The 19,902-nt window shown below is 62.4% G+C and carries 12 protein-coding genes; 3 read left to right on the top strand and 9 right to left on the bottom strand.

All coding sequences use genetic code 11. The features are described from left to right. Positions 1 to 11 precede the first annotated feature (11 nt). Entirely contained in the window at positions 12 to 1,286 is a 1,275-nt protein-coding gene (locus ACSE4D_RS15460) for an SLC13 family permease (protein WP_436326189.1), read from the top strand. 623 nt (positions 1,287 to 1,909) lie between these two features. On the opposite strand, the gene ACSE4D_RS15455 is transcribed toward ACSE4D_RS15460, so the two are convergent. From ACSE4D_RS15455 to pabB, 4 genes are all read right to left on the bottom strand, one after another. Next, a protein-coding gene (locus tag ACSE4D_RS15455) for an IS3 family transposase (RefSeq protein ID WP_370035633.1) occupies positions 1,910 to 3,099 on the bottom strand; the annotation gives its coding sequence in 2 pieces (ribosomal slippage) (positions 1,910 to 2,812 and positions 2,815 to 3,099; 1,188 coding nt in all). 381 nt (positions 3,100 to 3,480) lie between these two features. Next, complete coding sequence (locus tag ACSE4D_RS15450) at positions 3,481 to 4,815, bottom strand: MFS transporter (protein WP_426937413.1); 1,335 nt, start codon at positions 4,813 to 4,815, stop codon at positions 3,481 to 3,483. 163 nt (positions 4,816 to 4,978) lie between these two features. Then, positions 4,979 to 5,842 carry an aminotransferase class IV gene (locus ACSE4D_RS15445; RefSeq protein ID WP_436326188.1) on the bottom strand — a complete coding sequence of 288 codons (864 nt, stop codon included), beginning with the start codon at positions 5,840 to 5,842 and terminating at the stop codon, positions 4,979 to 4,981. Continuing rightward, positions 5,839 to 8,151 (bottom strand): aminodeoxychorismate synthase component I, encoded by a 2,313-nt coding sequence (gene pabB / locus ACSE4D_RS15440; RefSeq protein ID WP_436326187.1) that lies wholly within the window; start codon positions 8,149 to 8,151, stop codon positions 5,839 to 5,841. Before pabB ends, ACSE4D_RS15445 begins: the two co-directional genes overlap by 4 nt. Positions 8,152 to 8,573: 422 nt before the next feature. Here pabB and ACSE4D_RS15435 point away from each other — a divergent pair, with 422 nt between their 5' ends. Then, positions 8,574 to 8,744: a hypothetical protein gene (locus ACSE4D_RS15435; protein ID WP_436326186.1), complete on the top strand. Its 171-nt coding sequence runs from the start codon at positions 8,574 to 8,576 to the stop codon at positions 8,742 to 8,744. Positions 8,745 to 8,784: 40 nt separating this feature from the next. Here the strand turns inward: ACSE4D_RS15435 and ACSE4D_RS15430 are convergent, their stop codons facing one another. The 3 genes from ACSE4D_RS15430 to pheS form a co-directional block, all read right to left on the bottom strand. Beyond that, positions 8,785 to 9,633, bottom strand: coding sequence for an SDR family NAD(P)-dependent oxidoreductase (locus ACSE4D_RS15430; protein WP_436326185.1), 849 nt, complete (start codon positions 9,631 to 9,633; stop codon positions 8,785 to 8,787). A 94-nt stretch (positions 9,634 to 9,727) separates the two neighbouring features. Continuing rightward, positions 9,728 to 12,313 carry a phenylalanine--tRNA ligase subunit beta gene (gene pheT, locus ACSE4D_RS15425; protein ID WP_436326184.1) on the bottom strand — a complete coding sequence of 862 codons (2,586 nt, stop codon included), beginning with the start codon at positions 12,311 to 12,313 and terminating at the stop codon, positions 9,728 to 9,730. A gap of 1 nt (position 12,314) precedes the next feature. Beyond that, positions 12,315 to 13,358 carry a phenylalanine--tRNA ligase subunit alpha gene (pheS, locus tag ACSE4D_RS15420; RefSeq protein WP_436326183.1) on the bottom strand — a complete coding sequence of 348 codons (1,044 nt, stop codon included), beginning with the start codon at positions 13,356 to 13,358 and terminating at the stop codon, positions 12,315 to 12,317. Between the two features lie 170 nt (positions 13,359 to 13,528). Between pheS and ACSE4D_RS15415 the strand changes: the two genes are divergently transcribed. After that, a complete protein-coding gene (locus tag ACSE4D_RS15415; RefSeq protein WP_436326182.1) occupies positions 13,529 to 15,160 on the top strand; it encodes an acetolactate synthase large subunit in 1,632 nt (543 codons plus the stop codon). A gap of 88 nt (positions 15,161 to 15,248) precedes the next feature. Here ACSE4D_RS15415 and ACSE4D_RS15410 read toward each other — a convergent pair whose 3' ends face one another. Together ACSE4D_RS15410 and ACSE4D_RS15405 are read right to left on the bottom strand one after the other, a co-directional pair. Beyond that, positions 15,249 to 16,619, bottom strand: a complete 1,371-nt coding sequence (locus tag ACSE4D_RS15410) for an MFS transporter (protein WP_436326181.1) — start codon at positions 16,617 to 16,619, stop codon at positions 15,249 to 15,251. 134 nt (positions 16,620 to 16,753) lie between these two features. Then, positions 16,754 to 19,843, bottom strand: a complete 3,090-nt coding sequence (locus ACSE4D_RS15405; protein ID WP_436326180.1) for a cytochrome P450 — start codon at positions 19,841 to 19,843, stop codon at positions 16,754 to 16,756. Between the last annotated feature and the right edge of the window lie 59 nt (positions 19,844 to 19,902).

Genomic DNA, 19,902 nt, shown 5'->3' with positions numbered 1-19,902 from the left:
AGGGCAGAACCGTGAATATCGCAGACGTGTCCATACTTGTTCTTGTTCTTCTATTCGCCGCAACCATGCTCAAGGGATTCAACCTGGGGCTTGGTTCACTCGCTGCCGCTTTCGGAGTCAGTACGTTGGCAGGGCTTGAATCGGCCGAGGTCATTGCCTCATTCCCTGGCGACTTCTTCATCATGATCGTTGGCGTCACCGCACTATTCGGCGTCGCCCAAATCAACGGAACGCTCGATTGGATGCTTGACGGCATTCTGCGGTTGGTCCGCAATAACGCAACCCTTGTGGCGCTGGTTCCCTTCTTCGCTGGTGCCCTCTTGACAGCTTTCGGGACCTTACCCGCGGCGGCAACCGCGATCGTAGCTCCGATCGCGCTGGGGTTGTCCGCCCGCTATGGGCTGCCAGCGCTGATGATGGCTGTACTCGGGATCATGGGAATTCTCAGTGGGCTGTTGTCACCTCTGGCCGTTTTCGGAATTGCTGCGAAACAGCAGATCGGTGCATCGCACCTCCTTGTGCCCAGCCACACCCCAATCACTCTGCTGGCAGGTTCGATGCTCGCCGGCATTCTGGTCTGCGTGGGCGCGTTGATCTATTCTCGAGCTCGGAATCTGTTGCCGAAGGGCCAAATCGGGCACTCGGATGAGCCGCTCGACTCGTCCGGAGGCGGTGTCGCCACACTCGCGCGAACCGCTCCTCGTACTCGAGAGCTCGTCGTTACACTCGGAGGAATCGGTCTCGTATTAGTTCTAGCCGTGGGTTTTGACGCCAATATCGGATTGCTTGGGGCCACAGTGGCCTGTCTGCAGATGCTTGTGCTGCGGATGGAACCTTCAGAAGCCGTGTCGAAAATTCCGTGGTCGGTGATCCTGCTCATCGGAGGCCTGCTCACATACATCGGAGTCATGCAGAGTCTGGGGACCTTTGAGAGAATCAGTCAGCTCCTGACGGTTGACGGGTCCCCCATGATTTCATTGTTGCTCCTTTGCTATATCGCTGGAATCACATCGTTCGCCGCAAGCTCCATTGCTGTCTTTGTGACCGTCATGCCGTTGCTCCCAAGCGTTGTTGATGCTGGAGTCTCGCCTATCGGAGCGATTCTCGCTGTGGCTTTGGCATCGGTCGTCGTCGACATCAATCCGCTCGGAATCACCGGCGGTCTGATCCTTGGTTCAGCCGAGGAGCAGGTGCGACCTCGTCTTTTCAGGCAGCTGCTTATTTACGGTTTAGCATCGGTTGCTGTGGGGCCCTTCATCGTATGGGGAATCTTCGGTTGGTGGTGAAGGTTGTCGGCTGAGCACACGCGTTGTGTGCTCGGGATTCGCAATAGTGGTGGAGATCGGCTCGGTCTCCACCACTCCTTCAGTCTTCCGGCATATTCTCGCCCCGGCTTTCCACAGACCTTCAACTGGCTCAGACGAATACCCGGCTTCCAAGACGGGCCGAATTGCAGTCTGAGAGCTGTGTGGTTTATGTAGCGGTGCGGACCCGGTAGTGCTGTCCTGCACGGAGATCGGCCTGTTGGTTCCCCCGGAGGCCGCTCCCCTGCCTGCCATCGACTCCGTTGATGCTCATGTCGCTGCAATCGTCGAGTGGATGATGGCGGAGGAGCGCACTCCCGTTCAACCATAGGCGGCAGGGCGAAGTGCGACTTGGCTCGCGGAATTGGCCACTACGAAGATCACACGCGAGTGGGTGGGCGATGACTGGGCGCGATCTATTGGTAGTCGCAGAGATCTACAACTATGCCTAGCGAGCTTGTGACCGTATGACACACCACCGTCATCGGCCCGACATAGACACGGCCACTTCGTCGGAGAGGTGCTAGGCCAATTCAAGTTGCGAGGCAGGCAGTTCCGTTTCACGATAGGAGGGACTGATGCAAAGAAAGGTGACAGTTTGAGTGTCAAGCTGCGAGAGCAGCTGGCTCTATGATGGCTTCGTACTCTACTGGTGTCAATCGACCCAACCGGGCTTGTCGGCGACGTCGGTGATATGTCCGCTCGATCCAGGTCACGATCGCGATTCTCAACTGGTCGCGAGTGGTCCACCGGCGACGGTCGAGAACGTTCTTCTGCAACAGGGCGAAGAACGATTCCATGGCCGCGTTATCGCCCGCTGCGCCTACTCGTCCCATCGACCCGATGATGCCGTGACAGGCCAAAGCCCGAGTGAATTTCTTCGATCTGAATTGGCTGCCGCGGTCGCTGTGGGTCACGCATCCGGCCACGTCACCCCGCCTGGTCACAGCCATCTCGAGGGCATCGACAGCCAACCGGGCCTTCATCCTCGAGCTGATCGAATAGCCAACGATCCTCGACGAGTAGGCGTCCTTGACCGCACAGAGGTACAGCTTGCCCTCATTCGTATGGTGCTCCGAAATGTCGGTCAACCACAGCTGGTTCGGGCCATCAGCTCGAAACTCGTGCCTGGTCCGCCCGTCGGCATCGACAACCGCGCACAGATCGTCGTGAACGGGTGGGCCGGGTTTCTTCCCGTTCTTCGCCCGGCCCTTACCGAAGGCGGAAAACCAGTCATTGGCCGAACACAACCGCCACGCAGTGCGTGCCGCCATGGGTTGGCCGGCCGCTTCGGCTTCGTCGGCGAGGTATCGGTACCCGAACTCGGGATCATCGCGGTGGGCATCGAAAAGCGCATCGGCCCGATATGCCTCAATGACGACTGCTTCAGGGATGGGTGCTGCCAGCCACCGGTAGTAGGGCTGGCGGGAGAGCTTCAAGACCCGGCACGACACCGCCACGGGGATCCCGTCGGCGGCGAGCTCTCTCACGAGCGGGTAGAGCCTTTTGACGGCAGATTCGCCTGTGACAGATACGCGGCCGCGCGGCGCAGGACCTCGTTCTCCTGCTCAAGCAGACGATTGCGCCGACGCATCTCTCGTAGTTCGGCGGACTCGTCGCTGGTGTTGCCGGGTTTGTTGCCGGCATCGATTTCTGCTTGGCGGAGCCATTTGTTGATGGTGCCTTCGTGGACTCCGAAGTCCTTGGCGATCTGTCCGATCGTCGTCTTGGAATCCCTGGTCTGGACGACGCGGATCACGTCGTCGCGGAATTCTTTCGGGTAGGGCTGTGGCATGGTGTCTATCCTTCCAGGCTTGCCTATGAACAAGCCAGATTAGATGTCACCTAACCCTGCATCAGTCCCGGACAAGTCACTACGCAACTAATATGCCAGCTAGCTACCAGCTGCCGTGCCGGGCGTGATCGTAGGGGTTGAAACATGAGATCGAACAAGTCCCAAGCGATGATATTCCTGGTGTGGCACAGAGTTCACGGCGAGGGCGATGAGCTGATTGGTCTGTTCGACTCAGAGTTTGAAATGAACGTCTACTACCAGGTTGCAATGGAAAGTACCGACCCAGAAGATTTGCATTGGACTGGGGGCCCAGTTGGGTGGAGGTGCTTCAAGTAGCGCCACCGTCCTTCGCGTTGGTTGAGGGCCCTTCGCTCCCTCCACTCATTCGTACGTTGAGTCCTCCGTAATATCACTGCGTGACCGATCTTTGAGCAGCTTCAATGCAATCAGTGTGATGACCGCTGAGACCAGGATGTAGACCGAAACCGCGTAACCCGTTCCGAACTGGTGAATCAGCCAGGTGGCTATCAGTGCCGCTGGGCCGCCGGCGATGACCGATGAGAGCTGATAGCCGAGTCCGGCACCGGTGTAGCGGAGATTCGTCGGGAAGCTCTCAGCAATGATCGACGCCTGCGGCCCGTACTGCATTGCGTGGGGTATGAGACCCAAGCACAGGGCGAGGAACGCCAACCAGGTGACGCCGCTGTCGAGGAACGCAAAGTAGATGAAGCCCCATACGCCCATGATGGCCGCGCCCCACGCGTAGATCTTCTTCCGCCCGATCGTGTCGGAGTAGAGCCCGAAAAGCGGAACGAGGACGAGCTCCACGCCTGCAGCGATGAGTGTGCCGATGAGCACGAAGTTGTACGTGTAGTCATGGCCGTGGGAACCGGTTGTCATGTACGACAGCACGAAGGCAGTGACGACGTAGAACGGCATCTGTTCGGACATCCTCAGCAGAGCAGAGAGGATGATTTCCTTCGGGAACCGTCGAATCACCTGCAGCAGCGGTGCAGTCGTCGTGGTCTCCTCCGCGACCACTTTCGAAAATTGCGGAGTCTCCATGATCTTCAGCCGGATGTAGAGGCCGATAGCGACCAATACCAAGCTGAGCAGGAATGGAATCCGGAAGCCCCAGGCGATGAACGCATCCTTGCCGAAGATTCCGTTGAACACAGACATGAGCCCGGTCGAGAGGATGAGGCCGATAGCGACGCCGAGCTGAGGCCAGCTGCCCATGAGACCTCGACGTTTCTGGTCGCCCCATTCCATGGAGAGCAGAACCGATCCGCTCCATTCACCGCCGACAGCGATGCCCTGCAGCACTCGCAGGAGGATGAGGATGATCGGCGCGGCGTCTCCCCACGTCGCCGAGCCGGGCAAGATGCCGATGAGGGCGGTGGAGATTCCCATCATCAGCAAGGTGACAATAAGCATGACCTTCCTGCCGATTCGGTCACCCCAGTGCCCGAAGATCGCAGCACCGACCGGGCGGGCGAGGAACCCGACGAAGTAGGTGGCGAAGGCGGCGAGGGTCCCGACGTAGGCAGAGACATCGGGGAAGAACAGGTGCGGAAACACCAGCGCCGAGGCGGTCCCGTAGAGGAAGTAGTCGTACCATTCGATAGTGGTGCCGATGGTACTGGCGACAGCCGCGCGTCTGACCTGAATATGGTGTTCGTGATCAGAAGGCGCAGGATTCTTGAGTTGAGACATAACAGCACACTTAGTCGCGGCATCTTCATTGACGTTTCGACGTTACGACTGTGGGAACCTGTTTAACCCATGGCTCAGAAAACTCTCAGCAACTGAAACCGAATCTCCACTTTCGAAAATACGTGTCGATGAGGTGACAACTTCGCGAACGTCGTCATTGTCGTTACGGAGAATCTTCACCATATACGCTCAGGGGAGCTCTCGCCGCGTCGGTCCATTCCCGCCAACGCTTGAACCTTTCCACAGCGACAGCGGCCCGCCCAGCGGAACCCGTCGCGGCCCGCTGCATCCGGCCGTGCTTGTCACCAATGCCATCGTCCCGAGCGTCGACGAACTCCTGCACTCGGCGAATCCCGTGCAGAGCGTTGACCAGCCACACCTCACAGTCGGCAAGGTCCTCGGGTCGCGTTCGGCGGTGCTCGACCAGAATCGACCGTGCGCGGGCCTCGTCGAGGATCACCGCCGAGGTCACTCCGGGCAATGTCCCCAGATCCGGGTCGGGTGCGCAGAGCGTGTCCCCGTCCCACCACAACAGACTCGTCGTCGCACCTTCGATCACGACGCCGTCCTCGCTGAGCAGCAGCATCTCCGAGCAGTCGCAATCGGCACGAGCCTCGGCCAGCAGTCGCCCAAGAAGTCCAATGTCCGGGCCTTTGCGACCAGGTGTCTTGCGCGGGTCAGGATGAGACGGGACGAGAACCCGTAACTCGCGAGTCCGTTTCGGTGCCGGTCGCAGTCGAAAGGCCAATCTCGGCGCCTCGCCTGGAGACGGCCTCAAGACGTCCACACGTGGAAACCACTCCCCCGTTTCTGGAATCTTCTCGACGGCTGCAGCCCAAAAGTCCCCAGTAACCGACCCGCCGACTTGCGCCGCTGCATCGCCGAACCGAGCCTGATGACGTTCGAACGCCCGCACACGCCCGTCCTCGACGAACCACGAGTCGGCTGCCAACAGCGTCCACGCACTCAAGTCACCGGTCGGCTCGTCGAAACGACGCTCCCGCGGATTCCACAACCACGCACTCATGTTTCGACTGCCCCCGTGCGTTCGGCGACATCGGCATTAGACGGTTGGGCCGTCTCGCTGGGAATCACTGTGAGGAGTTCCGGGGCCGGCCCTTCATCGGAGAGAACACCGTCGGACGAGTCTTCGCCGGGAAAGTCGGCACTGCCGAGCAATCGCAACAACGGTGCCGCTTTCACCACGGTCTCCTCGTATTCCTCGTCGGAGGCCGACAGCGCAACAATCGCCCCACCGACCCCGTACCGCAAGGTCTCCCCACGGACCACGAGAGTACGAATGACGACGCTGAGGTCAACGGCACCGTTCAGCGAGAAGTATCCGACCGCGCCGCTGTACACCCCACGCGCACCGGCCTCGAGATCATCGATGATCGCCATCGTCCGCACCTTCGGCGCCCCGGTCATCGACCCCGGCGGGAACGCTGCCCGCACACACGCAACCGGACTGGCGTCCTCGGCCAAGCGTGAGCTCACCGTCGAGACCATCTGATGCACCGTCGCATACGACTCGATTCCGAACAGCGTGTCCACCTGCACCGATCCCAACTCGGCCGTGCGCCCGAGATCGTGCCGCACCAAATCGACGATCATGAGATTCTCCGACCGATCCTTCACCGAGGTGGCCAGCTCGGCTTTGATCGCTTCGTCCTCCTCGGGTGTGTCCCCGCGGGGATGCGTGCCCTTGATCGGCTTCGACTCCACCCGACCGTCCGACCCGATGCACAGGAATCGCTCGGGGGACGTGCTGAGGATCGCAGCCTCCCGGGTGCGGATGAATGCCCCGAACGGCGTCGGATTGTCTTCGCGTAGACGCAGGTACATCGCCAGTGTGTCCTCGTGCGGGTCGGCCGTGGCCTCGATCATGTTCGTCAGGCACACCTCGTAGGTTTCGCCGTCGGTGATCTCCCGCTGCACCCGGTCGATGAGCCCGAGGTATTCCTGCCGACTGTGCCGTGCCGAGAGGTGTGAGCGTGTGTGGTCAGCGTGGGTTGAGTACTCTACCCACGCCGAGGTGGCGCCCGGCTGGACGGGTTCACCGCCGTCGTGAGCGGGGATCGTTGCGATCTGTGCGCGGATGTCGTCGAACCATTGTTGAGACGATGTATGGCCCGCAGGATCATCAGGTTGGCGTAATGCGAGGAGGTGGATGCGGTCGGTGTCGTGATCGATGACGAGGGCACGGTCGAGGAACATCATCACGGCGTCGGGCAGCTCGGACTCGCGCCGGTTCGGCGAGCCGACCTCCGCCTTGAGCTCATAGCCGAGGTACCCGACCCACCCAAGCCGGAAATCTAACGGCAGGTACGGACTGTCGGCGCGCTCAGCCGAGTCACTGCCTGCCAACTCGACATCGGTGCTGGAGAGTTGAGCACCGAGCCAGTCGAAAAAGCCGGAGGTCTCAACAGATTTCTCAGGCCCGTCGCTATTCGTCCGGACGTCGACAGTCCTGTCCGGCACCGAGGCTGTCGCAACTTTGGCGAGCGGACCCGTCGGTGCGCCCATGATCGAGAACCGTGATGAAGCGTTGCCGGGCAAGTTGCCGTCGAGCCAGATCGACTCAGGCTCGCTGCCGAAGAGTTCCGTGAACAGACTCTCGTCGGTGACGGTCTGCGACAACTCATCGGTGTCGAGGACATATCGCCGCTGTGCAACAGGAACGTCGCCGGCTACCTGAACTTGCTGACGGTCTGTGACCGTCCCCACGGGGACGTGTTCGGTCTCGCGTCTCGCGCACCACTCCACGGTCAGTTTCGCGAAGTTCTGTAGCAAGGCTCTAGCTTCCTCAGACGCGATCGACTCCGGATGGAACTGGACTCCCCATTGCGGCCTCGTCCGATGCTGCAACGCCATGATGACACCGTCCTCGGACCATGCCGTCGCCTCAAGAGACTCGGGCAGCTCGGTTACCGCGAGCGAGTGATACCGCACCGCAAAGAACGGCGACGGAATTCCGGCGAAGATCCCGGTCTCAGAATGACTGATCGGAGACACCCGACCGTGCCGAGGCTCGGGAGCATGCACCACCACTCCCCCGTGCATATACGCGATCCCCTGATGGCCGAAGCACACTCCGAGGATGGGAATCGGGGACTGCGCGATCACCTCGGCGCAGATTCCGAAGTCGGTCGGCCTCTCCGGAGTACCCGGCCCCGGAGAGATCACGACATTGTCGAACTCGTCGAGGACGCTGACATCGAACTCGGCCCAATCATGGGCCACAAGCGTCGGCGCGACACCGTTCACCTCGGCGAGGAGGTGAAAGAGGTTGAGCGTGAACGAATCGGCGTTGTCGATGAGCAGAGTTCGGATCACACTAGCCTCCATCTGAGAATAGATCGTAACTCCGGCCGCTCGGCTGCATCAGCGTCGGTATTTGACGACCTAGCGGGTTCCTCTATCGGTTCCTACTATCGTATTTGAATTGTCAGTGAACCTCGTACTGAGCGATCTGATTCGACTCAATGGCCGAATTCAGGCGATGCCCAGCTCTCTTTAAGGCAAGGTTTATTGCTTTGAAACGCTCCGCTGGTAACGACTCAGAGCGAAGCCACGGTATCCAACGATCTGAGCAATGACACCATCAAGGAAGCTGACAAATATGTTGAAAAAGCCGATAGCAAGCTGACGTTCCATGAGGCCGCGACCGGCGGAGCACCAGTCTGCAATCCTCTGGCATAGTTGAGTAACGCGAGTCGATGTTTCCCAACGACACTCGATAGAGCAGGAGAGTCACGATGTTCACACCGATGAAACTGGCGGTTTGGACGTTACTCGCGATCGGCCTGATCGTGAATGTGGTGTTCTTCGTGGACTCGGGCGGTCGCCCGTATCCGCTTTGGGCACTGCTTCCAATCATTGCCGCGCTCGTCTTGATGATTCCAATTCTTCGAAACGACCGCAGATAGAATCGTCAGTAAACCAAGCTCGTCTGCATTCCTCAAACGTTCACCCCAGTACGAGCCTCCGCGCGGTCCCACTCAGTCCGGCGGCCGCCTCGGCGAGGAGGGACTCCTCCGAGTCCGCACCCGCACGGACGTACCGCCCGGTGAACGCATCCAGCGTTCCCGAGGCCAAGGCCAATGCCAGGTCGGTGACATCCTCCGGGGTCGTCCAGTCCCCCTCACCGCGGAAATCGTGGACCGGCATCGACTTCGTCATGGCCGTCTCGACGACTCCGGGAGCCATCTCGAAGATCCGCAGACCCTGATCGTGCCCAAAGCGGACCACGGAATCGGCGAGACGGAACAGCGAGGCCTTCGACGCCGAGTACACCGCATATGCCGGCGTGCCTTTCGCTCCCGAACCCGAGTTGAGGTCGATGATGCGGCTGGGCCGACCAGTCGCCTCGGCGTTGGCCATCAGCACGGGCGCGAAGGCATTGACCATGAGTGCGACCCCGAGCACGTTCGCATCGACGACGCCCTTGATGCTCTCCGGGTCGGCGTCCCACAGCGGACCCTCAGTCGACTCGATGCGCCCGGCATTGTTGACGAGCACCTGCAGGCGCCGTCCGGTCTCGGCCTCGACCGCGGTCACGGACTCACGCAGAGCCTTCACCGCGGCGATATCGTCGGTGCGCAGCCCGACCCCGGTGACCGCTCCCCCGGTCGCCTCGCCGATCTCATCGGCCGCGGTTTCAGCGCTGCTCGCCGAGGTGGCCGTGACGATCACGTGATACCCGGCATCAGCGAATGCCTCCGACAGGTGGCGTCCGATTCCGCGGGCACCGCCGGTGATCAGTGCGATCGTCTCCGTCGGAACTGCAGTGGCTGTGGGGGTGAGATTCTCGGTCATGCTCTGTGCTCCTCGTGGGTGGTCATCGATTCGGAGAGGGCAAGGCCCGGTCGAACCACCGTAACGTTCGACCGGGCCCTCATGCTGTGCTCACTCAGCTGCGGACTTCGGCGCCGTGACGCTCGGCAGCCAACTTCGTCGCCGCCTCACGCATGGCCGAAGCATCATCGGCCTTAAGCGTGCGGTCCGGGGCCCGGAAGGTCAGCCTGAACGCCAGTGACTTCTTGCCCTCGGGAAGCTGGTCGCCGGTGTAGAGGTCGAAGGTCTCGAGCAGTTCGAGCTCCTCACCCGCACCCTCGCGCAGAGTCGCGGCCAAAGTCTGTGTCGGCAGTTCGGCATCGACGATGAGCGCCACATCCTGACGGGACACCGGGTAGGTCGACAGCGCACCGTCCCAGGCGCGCAGATCCTCCTGGGCCAGCAGTGCGTCGAGATCGATCTCGAAGGCGACGGTCCTGGCCGGCAGGCCGAGGTTCTCGCACACCTTCGGGTGCAGCTCACCGGCATGGCCGAGCACCTGACCGTCGGCGAGGACGAACTTCGCGGCCCGGCCCGGATGCCAGGGCGCGATCTGATCGGCTTCGACGGTGACCTCGAGACCATTCGTGCGGGCGATGCGACGGACGGTGTCGATGACGTCGGCGGCTTCGGCCGGTCGTCCCTTGCCCCAGACGCCGGGCAGTTCGGCGTGGCCGGAGATGATACCCGCATAGTGGTAGGGCTGGTGCGGCACCGAATCATAGATCTTCTCGAGTTCCGCATCGCTCGGGTGGTATCCGGGCAGATGACGCGGTCCCGGGCCCTCGGGCAGACCCGCCGAGGTGGACACGAGTCCCGCTTCGAACAGGGCCACATCCTTGACTCCGCGCCCGAGGTTGCGCACCACCAGATCGACGAGGGTCGAGAGCAGGTTCGTGCGCATGAGCGGCAGGTCGTCGGACATCGGGTTGGCCAGACGCACATGCGCCCGGCGCACGTCATCGGCCTCGAGCCGCAGCTGGTCATCCCGCTTCGAGTTCGTGAAGGGGTAGGACAGCACCTCGGTGAACCCGTCGGCGGCCAGCAGGTTCGAGATCCGGCGGCGCGTCTTCTGTGCCTCGGTCAGGCCTTTGCCGGCCTGCGCTGCGGGCTGGACGGAAGGGATGCGGTGGTAGCCGCCGGTCCGGGCGACTTCCTCGATGAGGTCGACGTCGTCGGTGATGTCCGTGCGCCAGCTGGGCACGGTCACGGCCAGCCGGCCCTTGCCGACGACCTCGATGGCTGCGCCGATGCCCTCGAGCAGTCCGGTCACCTCGGCGGTGGTGTAGTCGACACCGACAAGCGAGTCCACGCGCTCGACCGGGAGTTCGATGACGGTCGGCTCGGGAGCCTGGCCGATCTGTGTGGTCGCGGGGCTGAGCGTTCCTCCGCCGAGCTCGACGAGCAGATCCGCACAGCGTCGGGCCGCCACGGGCCCGAGTTTCGGATCGACTCCGCGTTCGAAGCGGCGCGAAGCCTCCGACGACAGCTTGTGGCGACGCGAGGTGCGGGCGATGGAGATCGGGTCGAAGTGAGCGGCCTCGATGACGACCTCGGTCGTCTGGTCATTGACCTCGACGTCGGCTCCGCCCATGACGCCGGCCAGGCCGATGATCTTCCCGCCCTTGCCGCTGGGGCCGGCACCCCGGTCGGTGATGAGCAGGTCCTCGGCATCGAGTGTGCGCTCGACATCGTCAAGCGTCGTGAAATTCTCGCCGGCAGTGGCGCGGCGGACGACGATTTCGTCGCCGAGGAGCGCCGTGTCGTACGCGTGCAGCGGCTGGCCGAGTTCGAGCATGACGTAGTTCGTCACGTCGACGGTCAGGCTGATCGGGCGCATGCCCGCCTGCTGCAGGCGACGCTGCATCCAGAACGGAGTCTGCGCTTTCGGGTTCAGCCCGGTGACCTGAACGGCAGTGAACTGGTCACAGCCGGCCACCTCGTTGATGGGATTGGAATCCTCGATGACGACGGGAAACCCGTCATCGGTCGGAGTGTTCACCGCCGCCACCGAGGCGCTGCCGATGTCGGTGAAGGATTGTCCCTTCATCTGCGCGTACTCACGAGCGATTCCGCGCATCGACAGCTGGTAGCCACGGTCGGGGGTGACGTTGACGTCGAGGGTGACCTGGTCGAGGCCGAGCAGACTGATCGCGTCGTCGCCGGGTTCGCCGATCAGGCCCAGATCCTTCAGCACGATGATGCCGGAATGGTCCTCACCGAGCCCGAGTTCCTTGGCCGAGCAGATCATGCCGTCGGAGATGTGACCGTAGGTCTTCCGGGCCGCGATCTGGAAGTCACCGGGCAGAACGGCTCCGGGCAGGCAGGCGACGATGAGGTCACCGGCGTCGAAGTTGTGGGCCCCGCAGATGATGCCGCGGCTGGGGCGTTCCTCACCGGGCTGCGGGTCCTTCGGGTTGTCGGCGGCCTCGTTGTGCTCGTCTCCGACGTCGACACGGCACCAGTTGATGGTCTTGCCGTTCGAGTGCTCTTCCTTGACCAGTTCGAGCACCCGGCCGACGACGAGCGGGCCGGTGATCTCGGGACCGAAGAAGTCCTCTTCCTCGAGTCCGACGCCGGCGAATTCGGCGGCGAGGGCATGGGGGTCTGTCTCGGCTGGGAGATCGACATAGTCGGCCAGCCAGTTCAGTGGGACGCGCATATCAAGCCTTCATTCCGAAACGGGCCGAGAAGCGCACATCGCCTTCGACCATGTCATGCATATCGTTGATTCCCTCGCGCAGCATCAGGGTGCGCTCGATGCCCATGCCGAAAGCGAAGCCCTGGTAGACATCGGGGTCGATGCCGGCGGCGCGCAGCACATTGGGGTGGACCATGCCGCAGCCGCCCCATTCGATCCAGCCGGGGCCGCCGACCTTCTTCGGGAACCAGAAGTCCATCTCTGCGCTCGGTTCGGTGAACGGGAAGAAGCTCGGGCGCAGGCGGGTCTTCGACTCAGGCCCGAACATCTCGCGGGCGAAGCCGTCGAGGGTGCCCTGCAGGTTGGCCATGGTCAGACCCTTGTCGATGGCAATGCCTTCGATCTGGTGGAAGACCGGGGTATGGGTGGCGTCGAGCTCATCGGTGCGGAAGGTCTTGCCCGGGCACACGACGTAGAGCGGGACACCGCGTTCCAACAGGGAGCGTGACTGGACCGGTGAGGTGTGGGTGCGCAGGACGAGGCCGGCATCGGCGGGGTCGACGAAGAAGGTGTCCTGCATCTGGCGGGCCGGGTGGTCGGGGCCGAAGTTGAGCGCATCGAAGTTCAGCCACTCGGATTCGATCTCGGGGCCTTCGGCGACCTCCCAGCCGAGGCCGACGAAGTAGTCGGCGGCCTGCTCCTGGATGAGGCTCAGGGGGTGGCGAGCGCCGAGGCGGCGACGGTCGGTGGGCAGGGTGACGTCGATGGCCTCCTCGATGAGCACGGCCGCATCGCGTTCGGCTTCGAGCTCGGCCAGGCGGGCGTCGTGGGCCTGCTTGACCTGTCCCCGGGACTTTCCGACGATCTTGCCGGCCGTGGCCTTATCGGCTTTGTCGAGTGAGCCGATGGCGCGGTTGGCGAGCGCCAGCGGGGCTTTGTCGCCGGTGTGGTCGATCTTCGCCTGCTTGAGATCGTCGAGCGTCGTCGCATCCGCGAAGGCTGTCAGTGCCGCGTCGACGGCCTGCTTCACGGCCGACTCATCCAAGGGGTCGAGTTGGTCTGTCATCAATGTCCTTTTGTCCGTGTCGATGGGACGTCATATCTATTCGCGTTCAAGTCTATCGTCTCCGGTGGGGGCGGCTGGGGCGGCGTCCGCGGGGTGGGTGGGCCGTCTCGGTGACGGTGGTGTGCGGTGGGTCATAGGGATCGTTCGGTGAGAAGCGTAGGGTCGGGACCATGACGACACAGCGTGCATCCGATGTCATGATCAGAGCCTTGGAGAACGAGGGCGTCGACCGCATCTTCGGCATACCCGGTGAGGAGAACATCGATTTCATCGATTCTCTGCGCCGGTCGTCGATCGAGTTCGTCCTCACTCGGCACGAGCAGGCCGCCGCGTTCATGGCGGCCACCTACGGTCGGCTCACGGGCACACCCGGGGTGTGTCTGACGACGCTCGGGCCGGGGGCGCTCAACCTTGCGACGGGGGCCGCGTACGCCCACCTCGGCGGCATGCCGGTCATCATGATCACCGGGCAGAAGGGCATTCGCACGGCTGAGCAGGCGGCGTTCCAGATGGTGAATACGGTGGCGACGATGGATCCGCTGACGAAGGTGAGCAAGCAGATCACCTCGGCTGCGATGATTCCGACCATGGTCCGGGAGGCATTCCGCGTCGCTCAGGCCGAACGTCCGGGGCCGGTGCATCTCGAGCTGCCCGAAGACATCGCCGGCCTGCCGGTCGACAGGTACGAACTCATCGAACCGCACACGAATTCGCGGGCCGTCGCCAGTGATCTGGCGATCAAGAACGCCGCGAACGTCGTCCGGGAGGCGAAGCGACCGCTGCTCATGCTCGGTGCGGATGCCTCCCGTTCCGACTGCAGCGAAGACCTTTCCCGTTTCGTCGCGCAGATGCGCATCCCCTACTTCACCACGCAGATGGGCAAGGGTTCGGTGTCCGGGTCCTCCGACCTGTACCTGGGCACGGCGGCGCTGACGTCCCGCGATTTCGTCCATGACGCGATCGAGGCCGCCGACGTCATCGTCACGATCGGTCACGACACGACGGAGAAGCCGCCGTTCATGATGGATGAGAACGGACCCACCGTCGTCCACATCGGCTACCGCGCGGCCGTGGTCGAGCAGGTGTATTTTCCGCAGTTCGAGGTCATCGGTGACCTGGGTCCGACCCTGCAGCGGCTCGCCGAGGTGGTCGACAGCCCCACCTCCACCGCCGAGGCGCTGCTGCCGATGCGTGAGGACATCCTCGTCAAGATCCACGAAGGTGCCGACGAGGATCGGTTCATCCCCCAGCGGATCGTGCAGGAGGTCCGCGACGTCATGCCCGTCGACGGGATCGTCGCTCTCGACAACGGGATGTACAAGATCTGGTTCGCCCGCAACTATCGGACGACTCGGGCGAACACTCTGCTGCTCGACAACGCGCTGGCGACCATGGGTGCCGGGCTGCCCTCGGCGATCGGAGCGAAGCTGACGTATCCGGACCGTCGGGTCATGGCCGTCGTCGGCGACGGCGGATTCATGATGAACAGTCAGGAGATGGAGACGGCGGTGCGGTTGGGCTTGGACCTCGTCGTGCTCATCCTCGAAGACGATGCCTACGGCATGATCCGGTGGAAGCAGGAATCCGACGGCATGCCCGACTACGGTCTGACCTTCGGCAATCCGGACTTCGTGAAGTACGCGGAATCCTATGGGGCCTCCGGTCATCGGCTCACCGACGTGTCCGAGATGAATTCGGTGTTGTCGTCGGCTTTCGAGGCCGGCGGTGTGCACATCGTCGTCGCGCCCGTCGACTATTCTGAGAACAAGCGGGTGCTCATCGACGAGTTGGGCAAGCACTGAGCCTGCTCGATCGGTGAGGTTTGACTCCGGTGAGGTCCCGCCTCGGCGACTCGCACGGGGCCAAGGCGGGACCCGTCTTTCAGCTCTTTCAGCGCACGCGTGAATTCCCCGCCCGCCACATTCCCGCGCTCTGCTCTTCTTCGTTGCCGACAGAGAGATCGATGCCTTTGCGGTCCCTGAGCAATGAGACGGCGAAAAGAGAGATCACCGCCATTATCACCAGATAGAGCGAAACCGAGGCTGTCGTGCCCGTCGCCTGCAGGAGTGCCTGGGCGATCGTCGGGGCGAACGCACCGCCGATGACAGCTCCCAGGGCATAGGAGATCGCGACCCCGGAGAATCGGATCGACGCAGGGAAGAGTTCGACATAGAGCACGGCCTGCGGACCGTAGGAGAGACCGAGCCCAATGGAGAAGATTCCCAGCGACAGGTAGAGCAGACCCAATGATCCGGTGTCGATGAGCCAGAACAGCGGGAAAGCAGTGACGATGAGGATGACGAATCCGATGACATAGGTGCGCACCCGGCCGATGGCATCGGACAGGTAACCTGAGACCGCGGTCGAGACCAGCCAGACGAATGACCCGAAGGTGATGGCCAGCAGCACATCGGTCTGCGAGAAGCCCACTGCATCGGTCGTCGCATATTTCGTCACGAACCCGCCAGTGGTCATATACCCGCTGGCATTGTTACCGGCGAAGATGAGTGCGGCGACGAATACAAGAGGCAGATGCTTCTTCAACAGCACGAGGATCGGTGCCTTGCGCTTGGCCGACTCGACCTGGATTTCTTTGAACACCGGAGTGTCCTCGACGGCCCTCCGTACCCAATAGCCGACGCCGATGAGCACGACCGAGAGCAGGAACGGCACTCTCCATCCCCATTCCATGAATGCGTCTCCCGGTGAGATGACTCCGGTCATGAGTGCAATAACGCCTGACGACAGCAACATGCCCAACGGAACTCCGAGCTGCGGGTAGGATCCGGCCCGACCACGCTTGTCCACATCGGCGTGTTCGACGGCCAGCAGGGCCGCGCCGCCCCACTCCCCTCCGGCCGAGAGGCCCTGGATGATGCGCAGGAGAATAAGAAGGACCGGTGCTGTCACCCCGATGGTCTCGTACGTGGGAATGAGACCGATGAGGGCAGTGGCCACACCCATCGTGACCAATGTGACGACGAGGATGAAGCGTCTGCCGAGCTTGTCGCCGAAGTGGCCGGAGAGGAAGGCGCCGAGCGGCCGGAAGAGGAAGGAGATGCCGATCGTCGCGAAGGCGAGCAGCTGGTCGACGCCCTCACCCGCCGGCGCGAAATAGAGGTGGGCGAAGACGAGCGCGGCCGCGGTCGAATACGTGAAATAGTCGTACCATTCGATCGTCGTACCAATGATGGAGGCGAACGCGACCCTCCGCTGATTCGCTTTCTGCGCCGTCGGCGTCTGTGCGTGTGTGGCAGTCATGAGAACGTCCTTGTTCTGTCGTGGTGGTTAGAAATTGTCAGTCCAGAGTCACCGACAGCCGTGATGTGACATCGGCACCCGGGCGAGACACTGAAATCCGGTCGGGGCATCCGCCGCCGGGCTGGAACAGCCGGTCAGACCGGTGAGAGCGTCTCGGACAGATTCGTCAGAACTCCTTCTGCCCACTCACAGGCCGCTTCGGTTGCCGGTACCGGCCCTCCGGCATCGTGGCGACCGTATTCGCCAAGCCGAGTCGCTCCCTGAGCCTCGAGCGCTTCTGTCATCAGTTCGCTGCCCCGCGAATATGTCTTCGTGTAGCTGGCGTCGCCCATCCCGAACACGGCGAATCTGACGCCGTCGAGCTCAACGGGCAGGTCGCGCAGTTCATCGTAGAATTGCGCGGCCGAGCTCGGGACATCACCGTCGCCGTACGTCGAGCACACGAGCAAATAGAATCTCTCCGGCTGCAGGTCCGACGGTGACACCGCGGACAGGTCCGAGACCTCCACCTCGGGAAGCTCTCGCAGGACCGTGCCGAGTTCCTCGGCGACGAGTTCAGCGTTGCCGGACTCCGTGCCGAACAGGATCGTCACCGGCATCCCGGGAGACAGGCCCTCAACCGTGCTCGCCGCAGCGTCCGGCAGATAGTCGTCGAGGTCGGTGTCCTCAGCTGTGGCCATCAGGTCCTCACGAGAGGTGATCTTCGCTCGGCAGCGACCTTCACCGGCGCCGAGGCGCTCCTTGAGGTCGATCCGGCGCCAACCGTCGAAATCGATGGCGGTCTCCCCCGGGTCGAGCCCTGGAGCACCGGTGGCGATCGACCCGGTGCTCACCTCAGCGGCGATGGTCGCAGCAAGGATCCTGGCGTCTGTGCGCTGGTCGGGGATGGTTCCGCGGCCGGCACCCTTGAGCCAGCCGATGGCGAAAAGGTTCTCGTCGATCCTGCCGTCTGCGGGGATCGGCGTCGCCGGGCAGATGCCCTGTTTCGCCATCGACATCGGGTCTCCGACAAAGCCGATGGCGGTGATGACAGAATCCACGTCGAGGTGAACGGCCGCACCGTCATGGGTGATGTCGATCCCATCGACCTGCCGAGCGGAGGAAATCGAACCGGTGATCGCATCGGGTGTGCTTGAGAACCACCAGTGCATCTCGATCGCGTCTGCTGGCCCTGTTTGGTATTGGGTATTTTCTGCCGGTTCGACGAGGTCACGGAGGGCATCGAGCTTCGCGTCCTTGCCCTCGGCAACCGTCGACAGATCGACACCATGAAGTGTGTGAGTCAGCCCCGGAACTCGAGCCAGTTCACGGATCATGACCGGATCGAATTTCGCAGTTCGCGATGCTGAACGACCGATGATGTCGATGCGAGCGATCGATTCTCTCATCGGCCCATGTATGGTGTCGTCGATGTCGCTGCCGACCAGGGACTCACGTGCACAGGTGAGCAGCCGGACGATGTCGATGGCGACATTGCCCTGACCGACAACGGCAATTCTCCTACCCAGTTCGACCGCCGACCGCTCCTCATCGGGGTGCCCATTGAGCAGGCGGGTGATCCTGCCTGCCCGGTGCACCTGGGGCAGGTCGTCTCCGGGGATGCCGAGGGTACGGTCGAGGGAGAGCCCGCTGGCGAGGACCACGCTGTCATAGTTCTCCTTGAGCTCATCCATCGACACGTCGATGCCCAGTTCGGTGTTGCCGATGAATCTCACTCGGGGATCGGTGAAGAGTCGGTCGAACTGACTCGTCACGGATTTGGTGCCCTGGTGATCAGCCGCAACTCCATAGCGCAGCAGTCCGTATGGCACGGGGAGCTTGTCGAAGATGTCGACGCGGCCTCCGGGCACCTGCCGCAGTATCTCCTTCGCACTGAAGCAGCCTGCCGGTCCGGCACCGATGATCGCGATCGTGGGTCCGTGCGACCGGCCAGCCGCATCGTCACTCGTCGCGGCCGCTCGGCCACAGGCGGACTTTCCGTAGTCGGGCTCTGTCCGCGCGCTCGACCACGTCACGGGGAGTTTGAGCATGCCGCGGAACACCCAGCCTCCGACCGCAGTTTCACGAGATTCATCGACGCGCAATCCCTCAAGACTGTTGAAGAGGAGCGGAAGAGCCACTTCGGCGATCTCGGCTCTTGCGGCCCAGTTGCCCAGGCACACGTGCACTCCTTTGCTGAAGGCCAGATGCGGTTTCGCTTCCCGATGGATATCGAACCGATCGGCGTGTTCCCATACGGTTTCGTCGCGATTGGCCGAGAGCACGCAGATTCCGAGCTTCGCTCCTGCAGGCAGGTGGGTGCCCGCGAGGACGGTGTCCTGGGTGGTTTGGCGGGAATACATGCCGATGGGGGCGATCCACCGAATGGTCTCCTCGAACACAGTTGGCCACAGCTGCGGGTTGGCCATGACGGCCTCACGCTGATCGGGGTGGTTGAACAGGGCAAACGCCGCAACTCCGAGAGCATCGCGGGGCTCGTTGAGTCCCCCGCCGATGGTCATCTTGATGTTCGCCCGGATCTGCTCGATCGGCATGGTTTCGCCCGGCATCGATAGGAGCCCCGAGATGAGCGAATCATCACGGTGGGTGAGATGGTAGTCGAGCATTTCGTCGAGTGCCGCGTCGACCTCGTTGAACGACCGCTCCCCCTTGGCCCAGACTTCGGGGTCGTCCGCGTAGTTGCCGGTGGCGTCGATCATCGTCTGCGACCAGCGCTGCAGGTCAAGCTGATCGGCGTTGTACAGCCCGAGCATGCGACGCAGGGTCTCCGCTGCAAAGGGCGCGGCGAAGTCCCAGATGAGGTCGATATCAGTGCCTTTTTCGACGAGTTGATCCAAAAGATCCTCGGCAACTTCGCGGTACATAGATGTCCACACGCGTTTGACGTAACCGGGCTTGAGCACCGGTTGCCAGGCTCGGCGCTGCTCATAATGTTCGGGATCATCGCGTCGGAGCATGGAATGGCCCATCGCGCGGATCTGCAGGGAGCCCTCTTCGTTCGCGGAGAAGATGTCCTGGTCATGTTCGGTTGCGCTGACGGCCTCATAGCTGGTGATGAGATAGCGGTTGACCGCAGGAACCCAGTGCACTCCGCCTTCGGCACGGAGCCGTTCATAGATCGGAAACGGATTCTCGTAGAGTTCCGGGATCTTCACCCAGTCCGCCACCGGTGCCGAGGTGACTGCCCTGCGGGTGTGTTCGTGAAGACCTGACGTCATCATCATCTCCTCATCGTTGCGACAGCTTATGTCGGTGCGATCACTCTGTGATCGTGTTCACAGTC

Source organism: Brevibacterium sp. FAM 27836, assembly GCF_051351055.1.
GTDB lineage: Bacteria > Actinomycetota > Actinomycetes > Actinomycetales > Brevibacteriaceae > Brevibacterium.
Note: the sequence above shows the minus strand (reverse complement) of the source record. Positions and strands in the feature narration are given on the sequence as shown.